Consider the following 17,824-nt stretch of genomic DNA (forward strand, 5'->3'; position numbering starts at 1 on the left):
TCCCATGCAGTTCGACCTGACCGACCTCCGCCTGTTCGTGCGCGCCGCCGACGAAGGCAGCCTGACTCGCGCCGCTGCCGGCCAGCACCTGTCGCTGGCCGCCGCCAGTGCCCGCATCAAGGCGCTGGAGCAGCAGGCCGGCCTGCCGCTGCTGTACCGCGAGGCGCGCGGCGTGCGGCTCGCGCCGCCCGGCGAGGCGTTCCTGCACCATGCCCGCGGCGTGCTGCGCCGGGTGGACCGGCTGCGCGCCGACCTGCAGGCCTACGGCGGCGGCCTGCGCGGCCACCTGCGCATGTTCGCCAACACCACCGCGGTGACCGACTTCCTGCCGGACGTGCTGCCGGCCTTCCTGGCGGCGCATCCGCGCATCAACATCGACCTGCAGGAGCGGCCCAACGCGACCATCGCCCGCGGCGTGCTGGACGGCGCGGCCGACATCGGCATCGTGGCCGGCTCGGTGGACACGCTCGGCCTGCAGGCGATCCACTTCAGCACCGACCGGCTGGTGCTGGCCGCCGCCCGCGGCCACCGGTTGGCCGGGCGGGCGTCGATCGCCTTCGCCGACACGCTGGACGAGGACCACGTCGGCATGCATGCCGGCAGCACGCTGCAGACCTTCCTGGTGCAGGCCACCGAGCGGCTCGGCAAGCCGCTGAAGCTGCGCATCCAGCTCTCCAGCTTCGACGCGCTGTGCCGCATGGTCGGCGCCGGGGTCGGCGTGGGCATCGTCCCCGAGAGCGCCGCGCGCCGCTACCAGGCCGGCGCCGGCCTGGCGCTGGTAGGGCTGGAAGACGCCTGGAGCGTGCGCGAACGCTATGTGCTGGTGCGCGACCGCGAGCGGCTGCCGGTCTATGCGCAGGACCTGGTGGAGACGCTGGTGGCGTACTACCGCGACGGCGGGGTGGGCCGTCCGCCGGGTGCGGCGGGCGATCCGCACGATCCGTCGCCACCCTCACCCTGAGACTGCGGCCGACCGCCGGTCAAAACGTCCGGCCCGTCACACCGCCCCCGGCGGCAACCCCTGTAGCGCCGCGCCCAGGGCCCGCGCGATGAGCTGCTGGCGTTCGCGCGGCATGCGCGCCAGCGTGGTGGCCACGCTCACCGCCGCGACCGGGCGGCCGTGTGCGTCGCGCACCGCCACGCCCACCGCCAGCACCCCGCGGGTCGCATGGTTACCGATCACCGACCAGCCGCGTTCCCGGGTGGCGCGCACCAGCAGCCGCATGCGTTCCGGCGTCATGCCGCCGTAGGCCGCGAGGCGCGGCGCATTGGCCGCGACGATGGCGTCGACCTCCGCATCGGGCAGGGCCGACAGCAGCGCGAGGCCGGCCGCCCCCACGCCCAGCGGCTGGCGCGTGCCGACCTCGATCACCAGGATCTGCACCGGGTGCGTGCCCACCTGCCGTGCGATGCAGTGCGACAGCGGCCCCTCGCGCACGATGGCGAAGGCCGCATCGCCGTAGGCCGCGCTGATGCGCGCGAGCAGCGGCTGCAGGTGTACCGCGCGGTTGGGCAGCGTGCCGGCCGGCGCGAGCGCCGCCATGCGCGGCCCCGGCACATAACGAAAGCGCCCCTGGCGCGCCACATGGCCGCCCTCAAGCAGGGTGGCCAGCAGCCGGTACACGGTCGGCCGCTCGAGTCCAGCGGCGCGGCACAGGTCTGCCACGCGCACGCCGTCCGGCCCGCCCGCGAGCACCGCGTCGAGCACCTGCAGCCCGCGGCGCAGCGTACGGCTGCCCGCGTCGCCGTCCGGCGCGTCGGGGCCGTCGGGCGCCGGATCGTCCGTTGGGCGGACGTTTCGATTCGGAAGACGGGAGGCCATTGCAAAGAATCCAGATGCCGATGCAGTCCGTGCGCAGTGTGCCCCAGGCCCGCACGACACGGACCGGGCGCCCCATACCGCACACCAAGGAGACACCACCATGACCGCGACTTCCCCTTCACTCCGCTCCCTTTCGCGCCGGCGCCTGCCGGCCTTCGCCGCCGCGCTTGGCGCCCTCGCCTGCGCGGCGGCAGCCACCCTGCATGCGCCGCCCGCGCAGGCCCAGGCGCCCGCCGTGACGGGCGCCGGCGCCTGGCCGCAGCGGCCGGTGCGGCTGGTGGTGGGCTATGCCGCCGGCGGCGCCACCGACGTGATCGCGCGCCTCGTGGCGGTCAAGCTCGGCGAGCGGCTTGGCCAGCCGGTGGTGGTGGACAACCGCGCCGGCGCCAACAGCAATGTCGGCGCCGAGCTGGTCGCCAAGTCGCCGCCGGACGGCTACACGCTCTACGTCTTCACCATCGCCAACACCATCAACGCGTCGCTCTACGGCAAGCTGGGCTACGACCCGCAGAAGGACTTCGAACCGATCGGCCTGATCGCCAAGATCCCCAACATCCTGGTGGTCAACAACAACCTGCCGGTCAAGAGCGTGGCCGACTACATCCGCTTCGCGAAGGAATCGAAGGACGGCATCACCTTCGCATCGTCGGGCAGCGGCTCGTCGATCCACCTGTCGGGCGAGATGTTCAAGATGCAGACCAAGCTGAACATGCTGCACGTGCCCTACAAGGGCAGCGCGCCGGCGGTGACCGACCTGCTCGGCGGGCAGGTGCAGTCGATGTTCGACAACACACCGTCGGCCCTGCCGCATGTGCAGGGCGGGCGGCTGCGCGCCATCGCGATCACCAGCGCCCAGCGCTCGCCGCTGCTGCCGGACGTGCCGACGGTGGCGGAGTCGGGCTTTCCCGGCTTCGACGTGCAGTCGTGGTTCGGCTTGGCCGCGCCCGCCAGCACGCCCAAGCCGATCGTCGAGCGCTTGAACACCGAGCTGGTGAAGGTGCTGAACGCGCCCGACGTGCGCCAGCGTTTCCAGGAACTGGCCGCCACGCCGGAGCCCGGCACGCCCGAGCAGATGCGCAGCTTCGCCACCGCCGAGATCCAGCGCTGGCGCGAGGTGGTCAAGGCCTCCGGCGCCAAGGCCGAATAGCCGCCCTCTAACGCCGTCTTCCGCCGGCCGCGCGGGTGCCGCCGCCCTCCAGCGGTCCGCGGCCGCCCTCCCCTTTTCGCAGGAGCTTCCGAGCCCATGTTCCCGATCGACTTCTTCTGGCGCGCCGCCACGCGCTGGCCCGACCGCATCGCCATCGACGCGCCCGCGGGCGCCGTCCGCTACGACGCGCTGGCTGCCCGCGTCGCCGCGCTCGCCGCGGCGCTGGTGGCGCGCGACCCGGCGCCGCAGAGCCGTGTCGGCATCTGCGCGCACAACAGTGCCGACCACATCGCCGCCCTGCTGGCGGTGCTGGCCTGCGGCAAGGTGTGGGTGCCGCTCAACCCCAAGAGCACGCCGAGCGAGATCCGCCGCATCACCGACGCCACCACGCCCGGCATCCTGGTGCTGGACGCCGACTGCGCACCGCTGCTCGACGGCGTGCCGGGCGCGCGCATCCATGCCGACGGCCCCGACAGCGCGGCCGCGCCGACCATCGCCGCGCTGGTGCAGCAGCATGCCGGGGCGCCGCGCCCGGTGTTCGACCTGCCGGAGACCGCCACGCAGGCGATCAAGTTCACCGGCGGCACCACCGGCGCGCCCAAGGGCGTGATGCAGCCCTACCGCGCGTGGATGGCCAACATCGCCAACCAGATCCACGCCTGGGGCTTCGACGAGCACGAGCGTTACATCGTCGCCGCGCCGATCACGCACGGCACGTCCACCTACATCCTGCCGATCCTGGCGCAGGGCGGCTGCCACGTGGTGCTGCCGGGCGCGGGCGCCGAAGCGGTGCGCACCGCTTTCCGCGAGCGCGGCGGCACCGTCTGCTTCATGCCGCCCACGCTGGTCTACATGCTGATGGCGCTGCCCGGCGCCAGCCGCGCGGACTTTCCCCGCCTGCGCCGGCTGATCTACGGCGGCGCGCCCATGCCGCCCGAGAAGATCCGCGAGGTGCGCGCCTTCTTCGGTCCGGTCCTCGGCACCACCTACGGCCAGACCGAGGCGCCGCAGATCCTCACCGTGATGCGGCCCGAGGACTTCGAGGACGAGCGCAACTGGGCCGCCGTGGGCCGCACCACCTGGTTCAGCGACGTGGCCGTCATGGCGCCGGACGGCCGGCTGCTGCCCACCGGCGAGGTCGGCGAGGTGGTGGCGCGCGGCGACCTGCTGATGACCGGCTATTGGCGCCTGCCCGAGAAGACCGCCGAGACGCTGGTCGACGGCTGGCTGCACACCGGCGACCGCGGCCTGATCGACGAGCGCGGCTACCTCTACCTGAAGGACCGGCTGAAGGACATGGTCATCACCGGCGGCTTCAACGTCTATCCGGTGGACGTGGAGAACGCGCTGGGCCAGCACCCCGCGGTGCACGAGTGCGCCGTCTTCGGCATCCCCGACGACAAATGGGGCGAAGCAGTGCAGGCTGCCGTGCAGCTGCGCGCCGGCCATGCCGCGACCGAGGCCGAACTGCAGGCCTTCGTGCGCGAGCGCCTGGGGCCGGTGCAAACGCCCAAACGCATCCGCTTCCTCGACAGCCTGCCGCGCTCGCCCGTCGGCAAGGTCCTCAAAAACGCCGTGCGCGACCAGGCGCTCGCCCTCACCTGATTTCCGGAGACCGCTTCCATGACATCCATCCGCAACGACGCCCCCGTCACCCGCCTCTGCACCCACACGCTGACCAGCCTGCACTACCGCGACGCCGATCTGGTCGAGGACTTGATGGGGAAGAAGACCTTCACCGAGGTGATGCTGATGCAGATCCTCGGCCGCACCCCGCGCCCGGTGGACATGCGCATCGCCGACGTGGTGCTGATCGTGCTGATGGAGCACGGCCTCACCCCCAGCGCCATCGCCACACGGCTGATCTACATGAGCGCGCCGGAGAACCTGCAGGGCGCCGTCAGCGCCGGCCTGCTGGCGGTAGGCAGCTCCTTCGTCGGCACGATGGAGAACTGCGCCCGCCTGCTCGACCGCATCACGGCCGCCGACGACCCCGATGCGGAGGCGCTGTCGATCGCGCGGGAGTGCAAGGCGCAGAAGAGCGCCGTGCCCGGCTTCGGCCACCACCTGCACAAGCCGGTCGATCCGCGCGCCTACAAGCTGCTGGAACTCGGCCGCGCCGAGTCCGACCTGCCGGGCCGGCACTTGGCCGCGCTGGAGACGCTGTCGAAGGCGGTGGACACGGTCGCGGGCCGGCCGATCACGCTGAACGCCACCGGCGCGGTGGCCGCGCTGCTCGGCGAGATCGGCGTGCCCGCCACCGTGATGCGCGGCTTCGCCGTGATCTCCCGCGCGGCGGGGCTGGTCGCGCACATCGTGGAGGAGCAGCAGAGCCCGTCGGGCCGCTTCATCTGGGACACGGTGGACCAGGCCATCCCCTACGTCGGCACCGGCGGCCAGGACGCGCCATGACGGCGGCCGCCACCTCCGCGCCGCGCGAGACGGCTCTGGTCACCGGCGCGAGCCGCGGCATCGGCCGCGCGGTTCTGCAGCGGCTGGCCGACGACGGGCTGCACGTGGTCAACCTCGACATCGCCGCACCCGCGGCGCTGCATCCGCACGAAACCTACCTGCCCGCCGACATGGCCGACGGCGCCGCCCTGCGCGAGGCGCTGGCGCAGGCCACGCAGGGCCGCGCGATCACGCGGCTGGTGCACAACGCGGGCATCGTGCGGCCGGCGACGGTCGATGCGGCCACCGCGGACGACCTGCAGGCCGTCATGGCGGTGAACGTGGCGGCGGCGATGGCCTGCGTGCAGGCGTTGCTGCCGGCGATGCGCGCGGCGCGTTTCGGCCGCATCGTGCACATCTCCAGCCGCGCGGCGCTGGGCAAAGGGGAGCGCAGCGTCTACGCGGCCAGCAAGGCGGCGCTGCACGGCCTGGCGCGCACGCAGGCGTTGGAACTGGCGGCCGACGGCATCACGGTGAACGCGGTCGGGCCGGGCCCGATCGCGACCGAACTGTTCGAGCGGGTCAACCCGCCGGGGGCGCCGTCGACGCAGCGCATCCTCGACACGGTGCCGCTGCGCCGCATGGGCGAGCCGGCCGAGGTGGCGCACCTGGTGGCGTCGCTGCTCGACGCGCGGGCCGGCTTCGTCACCGGGCAGGTGGTCTACGTCTGCGGCGGCATGACCGTGGGGCTGGCGCCATGAACGCGACGCTGCCTCCCACCGCGCCTGGCGCCGGCCACCCGCCCGCGCTGCCGCTGGACCTGACCGGCCGTGTCGTCTTCGTCGCCGGCGGCGGCTCCGCCGGCCCGGGCTGGAGCATCGGCCGCGCGGCCTGCGTGACCTATGCGCGCCAAGGCGCTCACGTCTGCGTGGCGGACCGCGACGAAGCCTCGGCGGCGGAAACCACCGCGCTGATCGCGGCCGAGGGCGGCGAGGCCGCCACCTTCATCGGCGACGTGGCGCTGGAGGCCGACGTGCAGCGCCTGTTCGCCGAGGCCCGCGCGCGCTTCGGCGCGATCGACGTGCTGCACCACAACGTCGGCATCGGCAAGACCGGCGGCCCGCTGGAGACCAGCGCCGAGGACCTGGACCGCATCCATGCGGTCAACGTGCGCAGCCTGCTGCTGTGCAGCCAGCAGGTGCTGCCGGACATGGCGGCGCGCGGGCGCGGATCGCTGATCGCGATCTCGTCGGTGGCCGGCATGCGGTACGTGGGCTATCCGCACCTGGCGTACAGCGTCACCAAGGCGGCGGTGGTGCAGTTCACGCGCATGGTGGCGCAGCAGTACGCGGCGCAGGGCATCCGCGCCAACACGGTGGTGCCGGGGCTGATCGACACGCCGCGCATTGCGACCACGGTGGCTAAGATGTTCTCGGACACCAGCCTGGACGAGGCCCGCGCGGCACGGGCGCGTCAGGTGCCCGTGGGCCGCATGGGCACGGCCTGGGACGTGGCGCATGCCTGCGCCTTCCTCGCGTCCGATGCCGCCGCCTACGTCACCGGCACCGAACTGGTGGTGGACGGCGGGCTGACCGGCAAGTACGCCTAGCCGGTCGGCGCTGCGCCGGCGGCCCGGCGCGGCGCATGCTCAGGCGCCGAACACCGCCGCCGGCGCTTGGCCCGCCGCCAAGGCCTCCAGCGTGCCGATCCGCGCCGCCTGCGCGAAGCCCGCGTCGTGGAAGACGGCCAGCACCGCCGGGGCCGCATCGGCGCTGCAACTCACCAGCAGGCCGCCGCTGGTCTGCGGGTCCGAAACCAGCGTGCGCTGCCAGTCCGCCGCGCCCTCCGGCCAGCCGACCTGCACGCCGTAGCCGCTCCAGTTGCGCGCCGAGGCGCCGGTCGCCAGCCCCTGGTCGCGTGCGAATCCGACCGCGCTCGCGATCAGCGGCAGCGCTGCGAGCGACACCCGCGCCGTCAGCGCCGATCCGCGGCAGATCTCCAGCAGATGGCCGGCCAGGCCGAAGCCGGTCACGTCGGTCATCGCATGCACGCCCTCCATCGCAGCGAGCGTGGTGCCGACACGGTTGAGCTGTGTGGTGTGGCGCAGCATCTCGGCATAGCCGTCGGCACCGAGCACGCCTTTTTTCAGCGCCGCCGACAGGATGCCGACGCCCAGCGGCTTGCCGAGCACCAGCACGTCGCCGGCGCGCGCGTCGGCGTTGCGCCGCACCCGGTCCGGATGCACCAGCCCCAGTCCGACCAGGCCGTAGATCGGCTCCAGCACGTCGATGCTGTGGCCGCCCGCAATCGGAATGCCCGCTGCGCGGCAGACGCTCGCACCGCCTTCCAGCACCCGGCCGATCACCTCGGGCGGCAGCTGCGCCACCGGCATGCCGACCAGCGCCAGCGCCAGGATCGGCGTGCCGCCCATCGCGTACACGTCCGACAGCGCGTTGGTCGCGGCGATGCGGCCGAAGTCGTACGGGTCGTCGACGATCGGGGTGAAGAAGTCGGTGGTGGCGACCAGCGCCTGCGTGTCGTTGAGCCGGTAGACGGCCGCGTCGTCGGCAGTCTCGGTGCCGACCAGCAGTTCCGGCGGAACGAGCCCCTGCGGGGCGCGTGCCAGAATCTCCGCGAGCAGGCCCGGGGCGATCTTGCAGCCGCAGCCGCCGCCGTGGGAGAAACGTGTGAGGGCGATCGGTTCCATGATGAAGTCGGCAGCAGAGGGCGCACACCGGTGCGGCCCGGGGTGGAAGGCGGCGGGGCATTGTGCCAGCCGCCCCTGCGCGGGGGCCGCGCCATGAGCGCCCAGCACCGCGGGCCGGTGCGGGTGGCGGACCGCCATGCGTTCGACACGCTGATCGACGCCCGCTCACCCGCCGAGTACGCGCTCGACCACATCCCCGGCGCGATCAACTGCCCGGTGCTCGACGACGAGGAGCGCCGCATCGTCGGCACGATCTACAAGCAGCAGGGCGCATTCGAGGCGCGGCGCGTCGGCGGCGCGATGGTCGCAGCCAACCTGGCGCGGCACCTGCAGGAGCGCTTCGCCGACCGGCCCGCCGGCTGGCGCCCGCTGATCTACTGCTGGCGCGGCGGCATGCGCAGCGGCTCGATGGTCACCTGGCTGCGCCTGGTCGGCTGGGACGCACAGCAGCTCGCCGGCGGCTACAAGTCCTTCCGCCACCATGTGATCGAACAGCTCGACGCCCGCATCCCGGCGCTGCAGCTGCGCGTCGTGACCGGCGCCACCGGCAGCGCCAAGACCCGGCTGCTGCAGGCCCTGGCCGAAGGCGGCGCGCAGGTGCTGGACCTGGAGGGCATCGCCTGCCACAAGGGCTCGCTGCTGGGCGCACTGCCGGGCGTGCCGCAGCCGTCGCAAAAGGCATTCGAGACGCGCATCGCCACCGTGCTGGAAGGCTTCGACCCCGCGCAGCCGGTGTACGTGGAAGGCGAGAGCGCCCGCATCGGCCGCCTGTCGCTGCCGCTCGCGCTGGTGGCGCGCATGCGCGAGGCCGAGCAGCTGATCGAGATCGACGCACGGCCTGAGGTGCGGCTGGAGTACTTGTTGCGCGACTACGCCTACCTGGGCGACGACCCGGCCGCGCTGGCGGCGCAGCTCGGTTTGCTGAAGGATCTGCAGGGCAAGGAGACGATCGCCCGCTGGCAAGAGTGGGCGATGGCCGGCGCGCTGGGCCCGCTGTTCGGCGAACTGATGGCGCTGCACTACGACCCGCACTACGCCCGGTCGCAGGCGAAGCATTTCCGGCACTGGGAGCGGCGGCAGGCGGTGGAGGCGCCGGATTTTTCGGATGCGGGGATTAAGGCGGTGGCGCGGGTGGTGCGGGGGTTGGGGTGAGGATGGCTCGGGCGGGCGTTTGCTATCGAATTCGTAGCTGGTTACGCTTATCGGGCGTGCGTCGAACCCCAATTTGGCCATGAAATTCATTGTTTGGACGTAGGTTGCTAGTGGTGACCAATTGGCCACCTATTGACTAAATTTTTCCATTTGTCTCTTTCAGCCAGGAGTGAACATTCGAAAAATGCGCTCATGCCGCTGTGTACCTACGCTGTTATTTTCAAAGGCGCGACCTATGTCGCAAAGGTAGTGGATAATTTATTGATGCAAAGCATGCATAAACGGCACACCCGAAATCGGTTGGGTTGAGGTCACTCGAATTCGGTTTATTGAGCAGCTTTTGAGATTTCGCAATTTTATAGATCGATATATTAAGAAAGAGATAAAAACCCTTTCAGCACTTCTACAAACCGTGGGGCTTCTTCGAGAAGGCGTCACTCAGATGCTCGTTTGACCGGGTTGAGGACGATGATTAGATAATGCATGACTCTACGTTTGACTTTTACGCTCACCTATGCAAGAACTAATCAACTACCTCCAACTTGGAGCCAATGGCACTGCTCTTCTCGTTGCCGGCTGGATCTACCTTGCCTATGTGAAAAATCTTAGAGGGCAGCTAGAAAGCAAGGACGATCAAATAAAGGCCGTAGAAAAGAATCTCGCTCTTTGAAAAGATCGAGCTGCATTGTTTGAAAAGAAGACTCCAGAGTACATGGAAGACGTCCTTGCAAAGCGCATTAAACATCGCGAAGAAGAAATAAAGCGCCTTGAACTTGACAAAGAAGAAAACACCAAAGCAATTTCATTAAAAATCCGAGAGCTTTCTCGACTTCGCTCCGAACTGGAGCGTACAATTTATCTCGGCAAAGCGCTAACCTATTACGACCCAGAAACCGATCAAGAATTACCCATCCCCGATGCAGAGGTGGAAATTGAAGAGCTGGGGGAGGTTTTCGTCGACTCGGCGTCCATTCTGATTAGTGATCCATTTTATGTGCAGACCGAGTGGGATCGAGAAGAAGAATTTGTGGATTTACGTCTTTACAGAAATGTTGAGACCGGAGAAGTTTATCAGTACGGCATAGATTTCAAGCACTATCAAGACGATAAAATTTCTGGACTCAATGAGACGCCAAACGCCCTCATAGAAAAAGGAAAGATCACTCCAGTGGAAATCCAGCGAGAATTTAATTATTCGTATGCAGGCGCCGCATATGCGTCGTGCATGCCAAATGGCTATGGCAGTCTAAAATTCAAATCGGGAAACGAGGGCGCCGGAATCTGCGTGAGCACCGTCTATGGGGACGGAGTCTATACCGTGTATGGAGAGCGCTTTAAAGGCGATTTGGTTCGCATTTTTATCGATCTTCGTTAACTCGATCGATTGTGAATTCGACAAAATTCATCTCATCGCCTAAGCCTATTTACCGGCTTAGCCCGAATGACAACAACCCCATTTCTCACCATTTTTGGTTAGTTCTGCCGCACTCCAAATTCCTGCGTCTATTTAACCGTATGCCAACTGCTTTTGTGTAACCCACCGTCTACTTTGGGCCCAAAGCGTACATTATCGCGGAACGATTAGAGGTCAAAAGCTGGAGGTCGTGCGGTTATCATGACCCGCCCTGAGCTCAATCTTGCGCTGGCATACGACCGAGCCAGCGGGCACAGCCTCAGCCACCTTTAGCGGCGCGTTTTAATAGCGAGATCGCCCATTAGGTCGAGAGCAGCACTTAATGCGCGAAAGCTATTTCTCTTCGCTTTCACACGCGAAAGTGACTGATGTCGGGTTTCGGCAGACTATCCATAGCTGATCGAATCAATGACGATCATAGCTCTCAAACGAACGCCGAGGCAAACTTTGAATCAATGAATGCGCTGGACTTTCGCCCTACCTGTTGCGAGATTTCTTGCTGCTCTTTTGCTCCGCATTTTCCTGCTTTCGATATTTATAGCCTGCGGGAAACTTATTTGGCGGGTATATGCGTCTGCAATAAGAAGGCACCACGTTAAAATTATTGATGCTGCCGAGTGGCATAGTAAATCCACCACTTGGAAGTACTTTGCCGGTATTGGCTTGGAATGCAGGCCTATGGTTTTTTCAGTTTTCGTGGTACAGGCCGCAATAATAAAACTGCGAAATTATCGTCGAGGCTGACCGCGTCGAGCTTAATAGCGCAAACCGTACATCAAAACCTGAAGATGGCTCCAAGAATTCGCGAGTTGCTCACAACAGCGGCATGCACCGCAAAGCTGAAGCTATATTTTTCGTAGCACAACCGCTAATTAGCATCTACGCAAACGGCCATTTTTTCCTCACGCCCCCGCCGGCACCAACCTTCGCCGCAACCACCCGCTCGCTGCATCCACCCCCACCACCAGCCCGAACATCGCCGCAATCACCGTCGCCGCCTGCGCCTGCTGGAACAGCGACAGGTGGAAATACAGCATCTGCCCCAGCCCGCCGGCGCCGACGAAGCCGAGCACCGCGGCCATGCGGATGTTCATCTCCCAGCGGTAAAGCGCATACGCCAGCCACTGCGGCAGCACGCCGGGCAGGGCGCCCCAGGCGAAGGCGGCGATGCGGCCGGCACCGGCGTCGCGCAGGGCGCGTTCGGGGGCGGGCGGCAGGTTCTGCAGCGCCTCGCCGAACAGGCGGCCGAGCACGCCCGCGGTGTGCAGCGCCAGCGCCAGCACGCCGGCGAACGGGCCGAGGCCGGCGGCCAGCACCATCAGCGCGGCCCAGACCAGCTCGGGCACGCTGCGCAGCAGGTTCAGCAGCATGCGGGTAGTGCCCGCGGCCGTGCGGCCCATGCGGCCCGAGGCCGGCAGCGCGAGCAGCGTCCCGGCCGCCACGGCCAGCAGCGTGCCGATCAGCGAGACGGCCAGGGTCTGCAGCGCGCCGGTGGCGGTGCGGGCGAGGAAGGCGGCCGACACATCGGGCGACAGGAATTCGGCGACGAAGCCGGCCATCGACCGCAGCGCGGCCGGGCTCGCGAGCACCCGCAGGTCGATGGCGAGGTAGGCGAAGCTGGCGACGACCGCTGCAACGATGCCGGCCGCCACGGCCCAGCCCGCCATGCCGTGGGCCGGGCGGACGGCCGTCATCGCGGGCCGCCCACGTGCGGCCGACGCGCTTGGTCGGCCATCGGTATTGCGGCGGTCGTCCGTGCTGGCCGTGCTCGGCGTGCCGACATCGACATTCCCGCCGCTCATGCCAGCACCCGCCGCAGCAACGCGCTCAGCCCGTCGGCCACCAGCACCAGCAGCAGGAACACCGCCAGGATGCTGCAGGCCTCGCCGCCGGCGAGCATCTTCGTCGACTGGTCCATCAGCTGGCCCAGGCCGCCGGCGCCGACGAAACCCATCACCACCGAGGCGCGCACCGCGCATTCCCAGCGGTAGACGGTGTACGACGCCAGTTCGCGCGCGGCACCCGGCAGCAGGCCCCAGCCGAGCGCGCCGAGCCGGCCGCCGCCGGCCTCCAGGATCGCGCGGGCGGCGCGGGTGTCGCCGGACTCCAGGATCTCGGCGTACACCTTGCCGAGCATGCCGCCGTAGGCGATCGCCAGCGCCAGCACGCCGGCGGCAGGGCCCAGGCCGGTCACCCGCACCAGCACCAGCGCCCACACCACCTCGGGCACGCCGCGCAGCAGCACCAGCAGCCCGCGCACGGCGGCGCGCACGGTGCGGCCGCGCAGCCGGCCCGGCCCGGGGCCGATGCGCGAGACCGACAGTGCGCCGGTCGCGGCGAACGCCAGCGGCACCGCGAGGCAGAAGGCGAGTGCGGTGCCGGCGGTCGCCATCGCCAGCGTCTCCAGCGTGGCGCGGCCGAGCAGCATGAGGAATTCCGGCTCCACCGACGGCGGCCAGAAGCCGGCGAGGAAGCCGCCGATCACCTGCAGGCTGCCGGGCGTGAAGAGCGTCCAGGGGCGGAAGTCGGCGACCACCGCCAGCGGCCACAGCACGACGAGCGCGAGGACCAGCGCGGTCAGGCGGCCGCGGGCGGCGGGGTCGTGCGGCGGGAGCGGCAGGAAGGGCTGCGATGGCGCGCGCGGCGGCTGTGATTGCAGCTGCAACGGCTGCGGCTGCGGCTGCGCAGGTCCGTCGGATGGGCCGATGGTGGGATTCACCGGCACATCGCGGCCGGTACGACCGTGGAATCCGTCACGGCCGCGGGCGGTGCCGGCGGTTCGGCAGGTGGGATGCCGCCGTGCGCTTCTCCGGCATACAGCGCCTGCAGCAGCGCGGGCGTCACCTGCGCCGCCGGCAGGTCGAACACCACCGCGCCGTCGCGCAAGCCCACGATGCGGCCGAACCAGCGCAGCGCCAGGTCCACCGCATGCAGCGACGCGACCAGCGTGGCGCCGGTCGTCTCGCTCTGCGCGACCAGCGTGCGCAGCGCCGCGTCGGCCAGCGCCGGGTCGAGCGCGGAGACGGGCTCGTCGGCCAGCAGCAGGTCGGGCGACTGGTACAGCACCCGCGCGATGCCGACGCGCTGCAGCTGGCCACCGGAGAGGCGGTCGCAGCGGTCGTACAGCCGGTCGGCGATATCGAGCCGCGCCAGCGCCGCCTGCACGCCCGCGGCATCGCCCGGCACCACCAGCCGGCCGAGCGCCTGCAGCGCCGACCAGCGGCCCAGCCGGCCGGCGCGCACCGCCGTCAGCACCCGCAGCCGCGGCGGGATCGGCGGCGCCTGGTGCACGAAGCCGATGCGCGCGCGCAGTGTGCGCAGCGCCGGCGCCGCGAGCACCCAGGGCGCGGGCGCATCCAGCACCTGCACCGCGCCGGCGGTCGGCCGCACCGACAAACCGGCCAGCCGCAGCAGGCTGGTCTTGCCGGCGCCGGACGGTCCGATCACCGCCAGCCGCTCGCCCTGCGCCACCGCGAGCGACACGCCGCGCAGCGCAGCGCGGCCGTCGGCATGGCGCAGCACGGCGTCCTGCAGCACGAGCGCCATCGCCGCGCGCCCCGGTTTACTTGATCAGCCCGGCCGACCGGCCGGCGGACTCGATGCCGTCGTAGTTCGACGACTTCGTCGGGATGAACTTCGACGCGCGCTGCAGCGCCAGGATCTCCTTGTGCTGCGGGTTGGCGGGGTCGAGCTTCAGGAAGGCGTCGGCCAGCTTTTTCGTCAGCGCGGCATCGAGGCCGGGGCGCACCGTCCAGTTGTAGTCGTAGTAGGTCGGCGTGGTCGCCAGCACCCGCACCTTGGCGGCGTTGGGGTTCTTCTGCTCGACCAGCTTGTCCCAGACCGACGCGTTCAGCACGCCCGCCTCGGCCCGGCCGGCGGCGACGAAGGCGACGGTCGCGTCGTGCGCGCCGGAGTACGCCACGGTCTTGAAGTCCCGCTCGGGCTCGATGCCCGCCTGCTGCAGGAAGAAGCGCGGCATCAGGCTGCCCGAGGTGGACGACGGCGCACCGAACACGAAGGTGCGGCCCTTCAGGTCGGCGAGCGATTGCGCCTTGCTGTCGGCCGGCACGATGAAGCGGCTGGTGAAGACCTCGTCCTCGGCGCGCTGCACGATCGGCACCGCCTGCCCGTTGGTGCGCAGCCGGGCCTGCACGAAGGTGAAGCCGCCGAGCCAGGCCAGGTCGATCTTCTGCGTCGCCAGGCCCTCGACCACCGCGGCGTAGTCGGTCACCGGCGTGAACTGCACCGGCAGGCCGGTCGCCTGCTGCAGGTACTCGCCGAGCGGCTTGAACTTGCGCTGCAGCTCGGTCGGCGCCTCGTCGGGAATGGCGGAGACGCGCAGCACCGTGGGCGTGGCGGGCGCCTGGGCGTGGGCCGCGGGCGCCACGGCAGCGCTGGCGAGCGCGGCGGCGAGGGCGAAGGAACTGCGCTGGAGGAGGGAACGTCGTTGCATGGCACGGTGCGGCCGCGGACCGCGGCGAAGCGGGAACGGCACGGGTCGGAGGAAAGAAGCCCGCCATTCTCGTGCCTGCGCGGCACCGCGCCGCCGGCGGTGCGACGGCGCCCTGCGCGCCGAGGCTCGATCAGGCCCGCGCGGGGCTCACCGCGGCCGGCCGCGCACCTGCCGCCGGCACGCCGCAGAACGCGAAATCCACCTCCGGCCGCCGCCCCGACACCAGCTCGGCCAGCGCGCGGCCGGAACCGCAGCCGTGGGTCCAGCCGAGCGTGCCGTGGCCGGTGTTGAGCCACAGGCCCGCGACGGGGCTGCGGCCGATGTAGGGCACGTTGCCCGGCGTGGCGGGGCGCAGGCCGGCCCAGTACTGTGCCAGTTCGGGGCGGCTCACGCCCGGGAAGACCTCCAGCGTGCGGCGCACGATCGCCTCGCAGCGCACCGGGTTCAGCGCCAGGTCGTAGCCGTTCAGCTCGGCGGTGCCGGCGATGCGCAGCCGGTCGCCAAAGCGCGAGAACACCAGCTTGTATTCGTCGTCGGTCAGGCTCACGCTCGGCGCCTTGGCCGCATCGAGCACCGGCAGCGTGGCCGAGTAGCCCTTGGCCGGGTAGATGTCGAGTTGCACGCCCGCCGCCTTGGCCAGCAGCGGGCTGAAGCTGCCGGCGGCGAGCACATACGCATCGGCGGTGACGAGTTCGTACATGCCGGTCTCGCTCGCGATCTCCACGCCGGTCATGCGACGCGAGGTGCCGGCGCCTTCGGTGCGCAGCGCCTGGATGCGCACGCCGTAGCGGAAGCGCACGCCCTGCTCCGCCGCCTTCGCGGCCAGGCCGGTGGTGAATTGGTGCACGTCGCCTGATTCGTCGGCGCTGGTGTAGGTGGCGCCCGCCAGCCGCGGGCGGATGTGCGCCATCGCCGGCTCCAGCGCCACCACCCGGTCGGGGTCGATCACCTCGCGCTCGCAGCCGAGTTCGCGCATCACCCGCGCCGGTTCCAGCGCCGCATCGAATTCCTGCGCGCTGGTGTAGTAGTGCAGGATGCCCTTTTCCAGGTGGTCGTAGGCGATGCCGGTGTCGCGGCGCAGCTGCTGCAGGCTGGCGCGGCTGTAGGTGCCGAGGTTCAGCAGCTGCACCATGTTGCGGGTGCTGCGCGCGGCCGGGCATTCGAGCAAAAACTTCAGGCCCCAGCGCCACTGGTCGGGATCGGCACGCAGCCGAAAGAGCAGCGGCGCATCCTCGCGGCCGAGCCATTTCAGGAGCTTGAGCGGCGCCGACGGGTTGGCCCAAGGCTCGGCGTGGCTCACCGAGATCTGCCCGCCGTTGCCAAAACTGGTCTCGCGCGCGGCGCCGGCATTGCGCTCCAGCACGGTGACCTCGTGGCCGGCCTGGCGCAGGTACCAGGCGGTGGCGGTGCCGAGGATGCCGGCGCCCAGGACGATGACGTTCATGGTGTTCTCTCCAGTGCAATCAAAGATGCAAGGGCCGCGCCACCGCGCTGTTTCGCTCGCGGTCGCGGGGCCCCACTGTCCTTGTGCCTGAGAGATTCGCCGTCGCCCGGGATGGGCAGCGGCTTGCACCTTCGGCGGCCACCTGCCCGGCGATGCGGGCTGCGGCACTCTCCAGTGTTCTGACGGATTCCAGTCCGGGGACCTGAGCGTTTCGGGGTTACGCCTTCGGTAGACGACGCCGGGGCGCCGCACTTCTCCTGGAAGCGGCCACGGTATCAGCTTCGCGACGGGCGGACAAGCCGTGCGGCGCTACAGTGAATCGGGTCTTTCCTGCGCAACCGGTGGCGCCATCAGTCGCTCTGTTTTCGATAGCAGCCAGCGCACGCACCACCTGCGCAGAAGGCCGATTTCCTTCTCAAAACTCTTCACCCTGTCCCGCCACCATGCCGATCTGGAAAACGCCCGTCTCCGTCGAGATCCTCAACCGCCTGGGCGCGGACACCGCCATCTCCACGCTCGGCATCGAGTTCACCGAGGTCGGCGACGACTTCCTGCGCGCCCGCCTGCCGGTCGATGCCCGCACCCGCCAGCCCTACGGCCTGCTGCACGGCGGCGTGTCGGTCGTGCTGGCCGAGACGCTCGGCTCCTGCGGCGCGGCCTACAGCTGCACGCCGGGGTCGCGCGCGGTGGGGCTCGACATCAACGCCAACCACCTGCGCGCCGCGACCGCCGGCTGGGTGACCGGCACCGCGCGGCCGGTGCACATCGGCCGCACCACGCAGGTCTGGCAGATCGAGATCGCCGACGAGGCGGGCGAACTGGTGTGCGTGTCGCGGATCACGATGGCGATCCTGGCGCCGCGCTGAAGGGCGGGCGCACAGCGGCATGGTGCCGCGCCGAACTGAACGACTCAGTCGTGGTCGTCCGGGTGCGGCGAGTTCTGCGCGCCGCCTTCGGAGCGGACGGTGCCTTCCTCGACATGGACTTCAGCGATGCGTTCCTGCGCTTCCAGGCGGGCCTGTTCGAGCATCTGCTCCGTGGCTTCGGGCGTGGCGGTGTGGTCGGCCGTGGCGGGTGCGACGGGATCGTGGACGGCGGCGTCGAGCAGGCGGGGGTCGGTCATGGATAGCTCCTGGAATGCGTCAGTGGCGTAGCCTATGCGGCGCGCCGCGCACGCCCTGTAGGAGCCCGGCGCTCCAGGTAGCGAGGGATCGGCTACCTGTCACTCCTCGAAGACAGGCGCTATACAAAATTGCCATCTACGTTTTTACAGAGAACCCATGTCCAGCGGAAC

The 17,824-nt window shown here is 69.5% G+C and carries 17 protein-coding genes and 1 riboswitch; of the genes, 9 read left to right on the plus strand and 8 right to left on the minus strand.

Going from position 1 to position 17,824, the window contains the following annotated elements; all coding sequences use genetic code 11:
* The first annotated feature begins 4 nt into the window (after positions 1-4).
* Entirely contained in the window at positions 5-961 is a 957-nt protein-coding gene (locus QZ500_RS06585; RefSeq protein ID WP_295852683.1) for a LysR family transcriptional regulator, read from the plus strand.
* A gap of 36 nt (positions 962-997) precedes the next feature.
* On the opposite strand, the gene QZ500_RS06590 is transcribed toward QZ500_RS06585, so the two are convergent.
* Entirely contained in the window at positions 998-1,822 is an 825-nt protein-coding gene (locus tag QZ500_RS06590) for an IclR family transcriptional regulator C-terminal domain-containing protein (RefSeq protein WP_295852527.1), read from the minus strand.
* Positions 1,823-1,922: 100 nt separating this feature from the next.
* Here QZ500_RS06590 and QZ500_RS06595 point away from each other — a divergent pair, with 100 nt between their 5' ends.
* From QZ500_RS06595 to QZ500_RS06615, 5 genes are all read left to right on the plus strand, one after another.
* Positions 1,923-2,969 (plus strand): tripartite tricarboxylate transporter substrate binding protein, encoded by a 1,047-nt coding sequence (locus QZ500_RS06595; protein ID WP_295852530.1) that lies wholly within the window; start codon positions 1,923-1,925, stop codon positions 2,967-2,969.
* 96 nt (positions 2,970-3,065) lie between these two features.
* Complete coding sequence (locus QZ500_RS06600) at positions 3,066-4,574, plus strand: AMP-binding protein (RefSeq protein ID WP_295852532.1); 1,509 nt, start codon at positions 3,066-3,068, stop codon at positions 4,572-4,574.
* An 18-nt stretch (positions 4,575-4,592) separates the two neighbouring features.
* Positions 4,593-5,381, plus strand: coding sequence for a citryl-CoA lyase (locus tag QZ500_RS06605; protein ID WP_295852535.1), 789 nt, complete (start codon positions 4,593-4,595; stop codon positions 5,379-5,381).
* Entirely contained in the window at positions 5,378-6,121 is a 744-nt protein-coding gene (locus QZ500_RS06610; RefSeq protein ID WP_295852538.1) for an SDR family oxidoreductase, read from the plus strand. The genes QZ500_RS06605 and QZ500_RS06610 overlap by 4 nt, the downstream gene beginning before the upstream one ends.
* The gene (locus tag QZ500_RS06615; protein ID WP_295852541.1) at positions 6,118-6,969 is read left to right on the plus strand and encodes an SDR family NAD(P)-dependent oxidoreductase; all 852 of its coding nucleotides are present in this window, start codon (positions 6,118-6,120) and stop codon (positions 6,967-6,969) included. Before QZ500_RS06610 ends, QZ500_RS06615 begins: the two co-directional genes overlap by 4 nt.
* Positions 6,970-7,008: 39 nt before the next feature.
* On the opposite strand, the gene selD is transcribed toward QZ500_RS06615, so the two are convergent.
* Entirely contained in the window at positions 7,009-8,067 is a 1,059-nt protein-coding gene (gene selD, locus QZ500_RS06620; protein ID WP_295852544.1) for a selenide, water dikinase SelD, read from the minus strand.
* 93 nt (positions 8,068-8,160) lie between these two features.
* On the opposite strand from selD, the gene mnmH reads away from it, so the two are divergent.
* Positions 8,161-9,219 (plus strand): tRNA 2-selenouridine(34) synthase MnmH, encoded by a 1,059-nt coding sequence (mnmH, locus tag QZ500_RS06625; RefSeq protein ID WP_295852547.1) that lies wholly within the window; start codon positions 8,161-8,163, stop codon positions 9,217-9,219.
* 712 nt (positions 9,220-9,931) lie between these two features.
* Positions 9,932-10,594: a hypothetical protein gene (locus tag QZ500_RS06630; RefSeq protein WP_295852550.1), complete on the plus strand. Its 663-nt coding sequence runs from the start codon at positions 9,932-9,934 to the stop codon at positions 10,592-10,594.
* A gap of 941 nt (positions 10,595-11,535) precedes the next feature.
* Here QZ500_RS06630 and phnE read toward each other — a convergent pair.
* From phnE to QZ500_RS06655, 5 genes are all read right to left on the minus strand, one after another.
* Entirely contained in the window at positions 11,536-12,327 is a 792-nt protein-coding gene (phnE, locus tag QZ500_RS06635) for a phosphonate ABC transporter, permease protein PhnE (protein WP_295852553.1), read from the minus strand.
* 104 nt (positions 12,328-12,431) lie between these two features.
* Positions 12,432-13,253: an ABC transporter permease gene (locus tag QZ500_RS06640; protein WP_295852686.1), complete on the minus strand. Its 822-nt coding sequence runs from the start codon at positions 13,251-13,253 to the stop codon at positions 12,432-12,434.
* 95 nt (positions 13,254-13,348) lie between these two features.
* Entirely contained in the window at positions 13,349-14,179 is an 831-nt protein-coding gene (locus tag QZ500_RS06645) for an ATP-binding cassette domain-containing protein (protein WP_295852556.1), read from the minus strand.
* 16 nt (positions 14,180-14,195) lie between these two features.
* Positions 14,196-15,086 carry a putative selenate ABC transporter substrate-binding protein gene (locus tag QZ500_RS06650; protein ID WP_295852559.1) on the minus strand — a complete coding sequence of 297 codons (891 nt, stop codon included), beginning with the start codon at positions 15,084-15,086 and terminating at the stop codon, positions 14,196-14,198.
* Between the two features lie 130 nt (positions 15,087-15,216).
* Positions 15,217-16,530, minus strand: a complete 1,314-nt coding sequence (locus tag QZ500_RS06655) for a D-amino acid dehydrogenase (protein WP_295852563.1) — start codon at positions 16,528-16,530, stop codon at positions 15,217-15,219.
* 65 nt (positions 16,531-16,595) lie between these two features.
* A riboswitch (glycine riboswitch) is annotated at positions 16,596-16,715 on the minus strand.
* 258 nt (positions 16,716-16,973) lie between these two features.
* Between QZ500_RS06655 and QZ500_RS06660 the strand changes: the two genes are divergently transcribed.
* The gene (locus QZ500_RS06660; RefSeq protein ID WP_295852566.1) at positions 16,974-17,396 is read left to right on the plus strand and encodes a hotdog fold thioesterase; all 423 of its coding nucleotides are present in this window, start codon (positions 16,974-16,976) and stop codon (positions 17,394-17,396) included.
* Between the two features lie 44 nt (positions 17,397-17,440).
* On the opposite strand, the gene QZ500_RS06665 is transcribed toward QZ500_RS06660, so the two are convergent.
* The gene (locus QZ500_RS06665; protein WP_295852569.1) at positions 17,441-17,653 is read right to left on the minus strand and encodes a hypothetical protein; all 213 of its coding nucleotides are present in this window, start codon (positions 17,651-17,653) and stop codon (positions 17,441-17,443) included.
* Positions 17,654-17,824 lie beyond the last annotated feature (171 nt).

The organism is uncultured Xylophilus sp. (assembly GCA_913776965.1).
GTDB lineage: Bacteria > Pseudomonadota > Gammaproteobacteria > Burkholderiales > Burkholderiaceae_C > Xylophilus.

Bases quoted from the DNA above. Each gene is read 5' to 3' on its own strand.
- QZ500_RS06585 (WP_295852683.1), top strand. From the start codon at position 5: ATGCAGTTCGACCTGACCGACCTCCGCCTGTTCGTGCGCGCCGCCGAC.
- QZ500_RS06590 (WP_295852527.1), bottom strand. From the start codon at position 1,822: ATGGCCTCCCGTCTTCCGAATCGAAACGTCCGCCCAACGGACGATCCG.
- QZ500_RS06595 (WP_295852530.1), top strand. From the start codon at position 1,923: ATGACCGCGACTTCCCCTTCACTCCGCTCCCTTTCGCGCCGGCGCCTG.
- QZ500_RS06600 (WP_295852532.1), top strand. From the start codon at position 3,066: ATGTTCCCGATCGACTTCTTCTGGCGCGCCGCCACGCGCTGGCCCGAC.
- QZ500_RS06605 (WP_295852535.1), top strand. From the start codon at position 4,593: ATGACATCCATCCGCAACGACGCCCCCGTCACCCGCCTCTGCACCCAC.
- QZ500_RS06610 (WP_295852538.1), top strand. From the start codon at position 5,378: ATGACGGCGGCCGCCACCTCCGCGCCGCGCGAGACGGCTCTGGTCACC.
- QZ500_RS06615 (WP_295852541.1), top strand. From the start codon at position 6,118: ATGAACGCGACGCTGCCTCCCACCGCGCCTGGCGCCGGCCACCCGCCC.
- selD (WP_295852544.1), bottom strand. From the start codon at position 8,067: ATGGAACCGATCGCCCTCACACGTTTCTCCCACGGCGGCGGCTGCGGC.
- mnmH (WP_295852547.1), top strand. From the start codon at position 8,161: ATGAGCGCCCAGCACCGCGGGCCGGTGCGGGTGGCGGACCGCCATGCG.
- QZ500_RS06630 (WP_295852550.1), top strand. From the start codon at position 9,932: ATGGAAGACGTCCTTGCAAAGCGCATTAAACATCGCGAAGAAGAAATA.
- phnE (WP_295852553.1), bottom strand. From the start codon at position 12,327: ATGACGGCCGTCCGCCCGGCCCACGGCATGGCGGGCTGGGCCGTGGCG.
- QZ500_RS06645 (WP_295852556.1), bottom strand. From the start codon at position 14,179: ATGGCGCTCGTGCTGCAGGACGCCGTGCTGCGCCATGCCGACGGCCGC.
- QZ500_RS06650 (WP_295852559.1), bottom strand. From the start codon at position 15,086: ATGCAACGACGTTCCCTCCTCCAGCGCAGTTCCTTCGCCCTCGCCGCC.
- QZ500_RS06655 (WP_295852563.1), bottom strand. From the start codon at position 16,530: ATGAACGTCATCGTCCTGGGCGCCGGCATCCTCGGCACCGCCACCGCC.
- QZ500_RS06660 (WP_295852566.1), top strand. From the start codon at position 16,974: ATGCCGATCTGGAAAACGCCCGTCTCCGTCGAGATCCTCAACCGCCTG.
- QZ500_RS06665 (WP_295852569.1), bottom strand. From the start codon at position 17,653: ATGACCGACCCCCGCCTGCTCGACGCCGCCGTCCACGATCCCGTCGCA.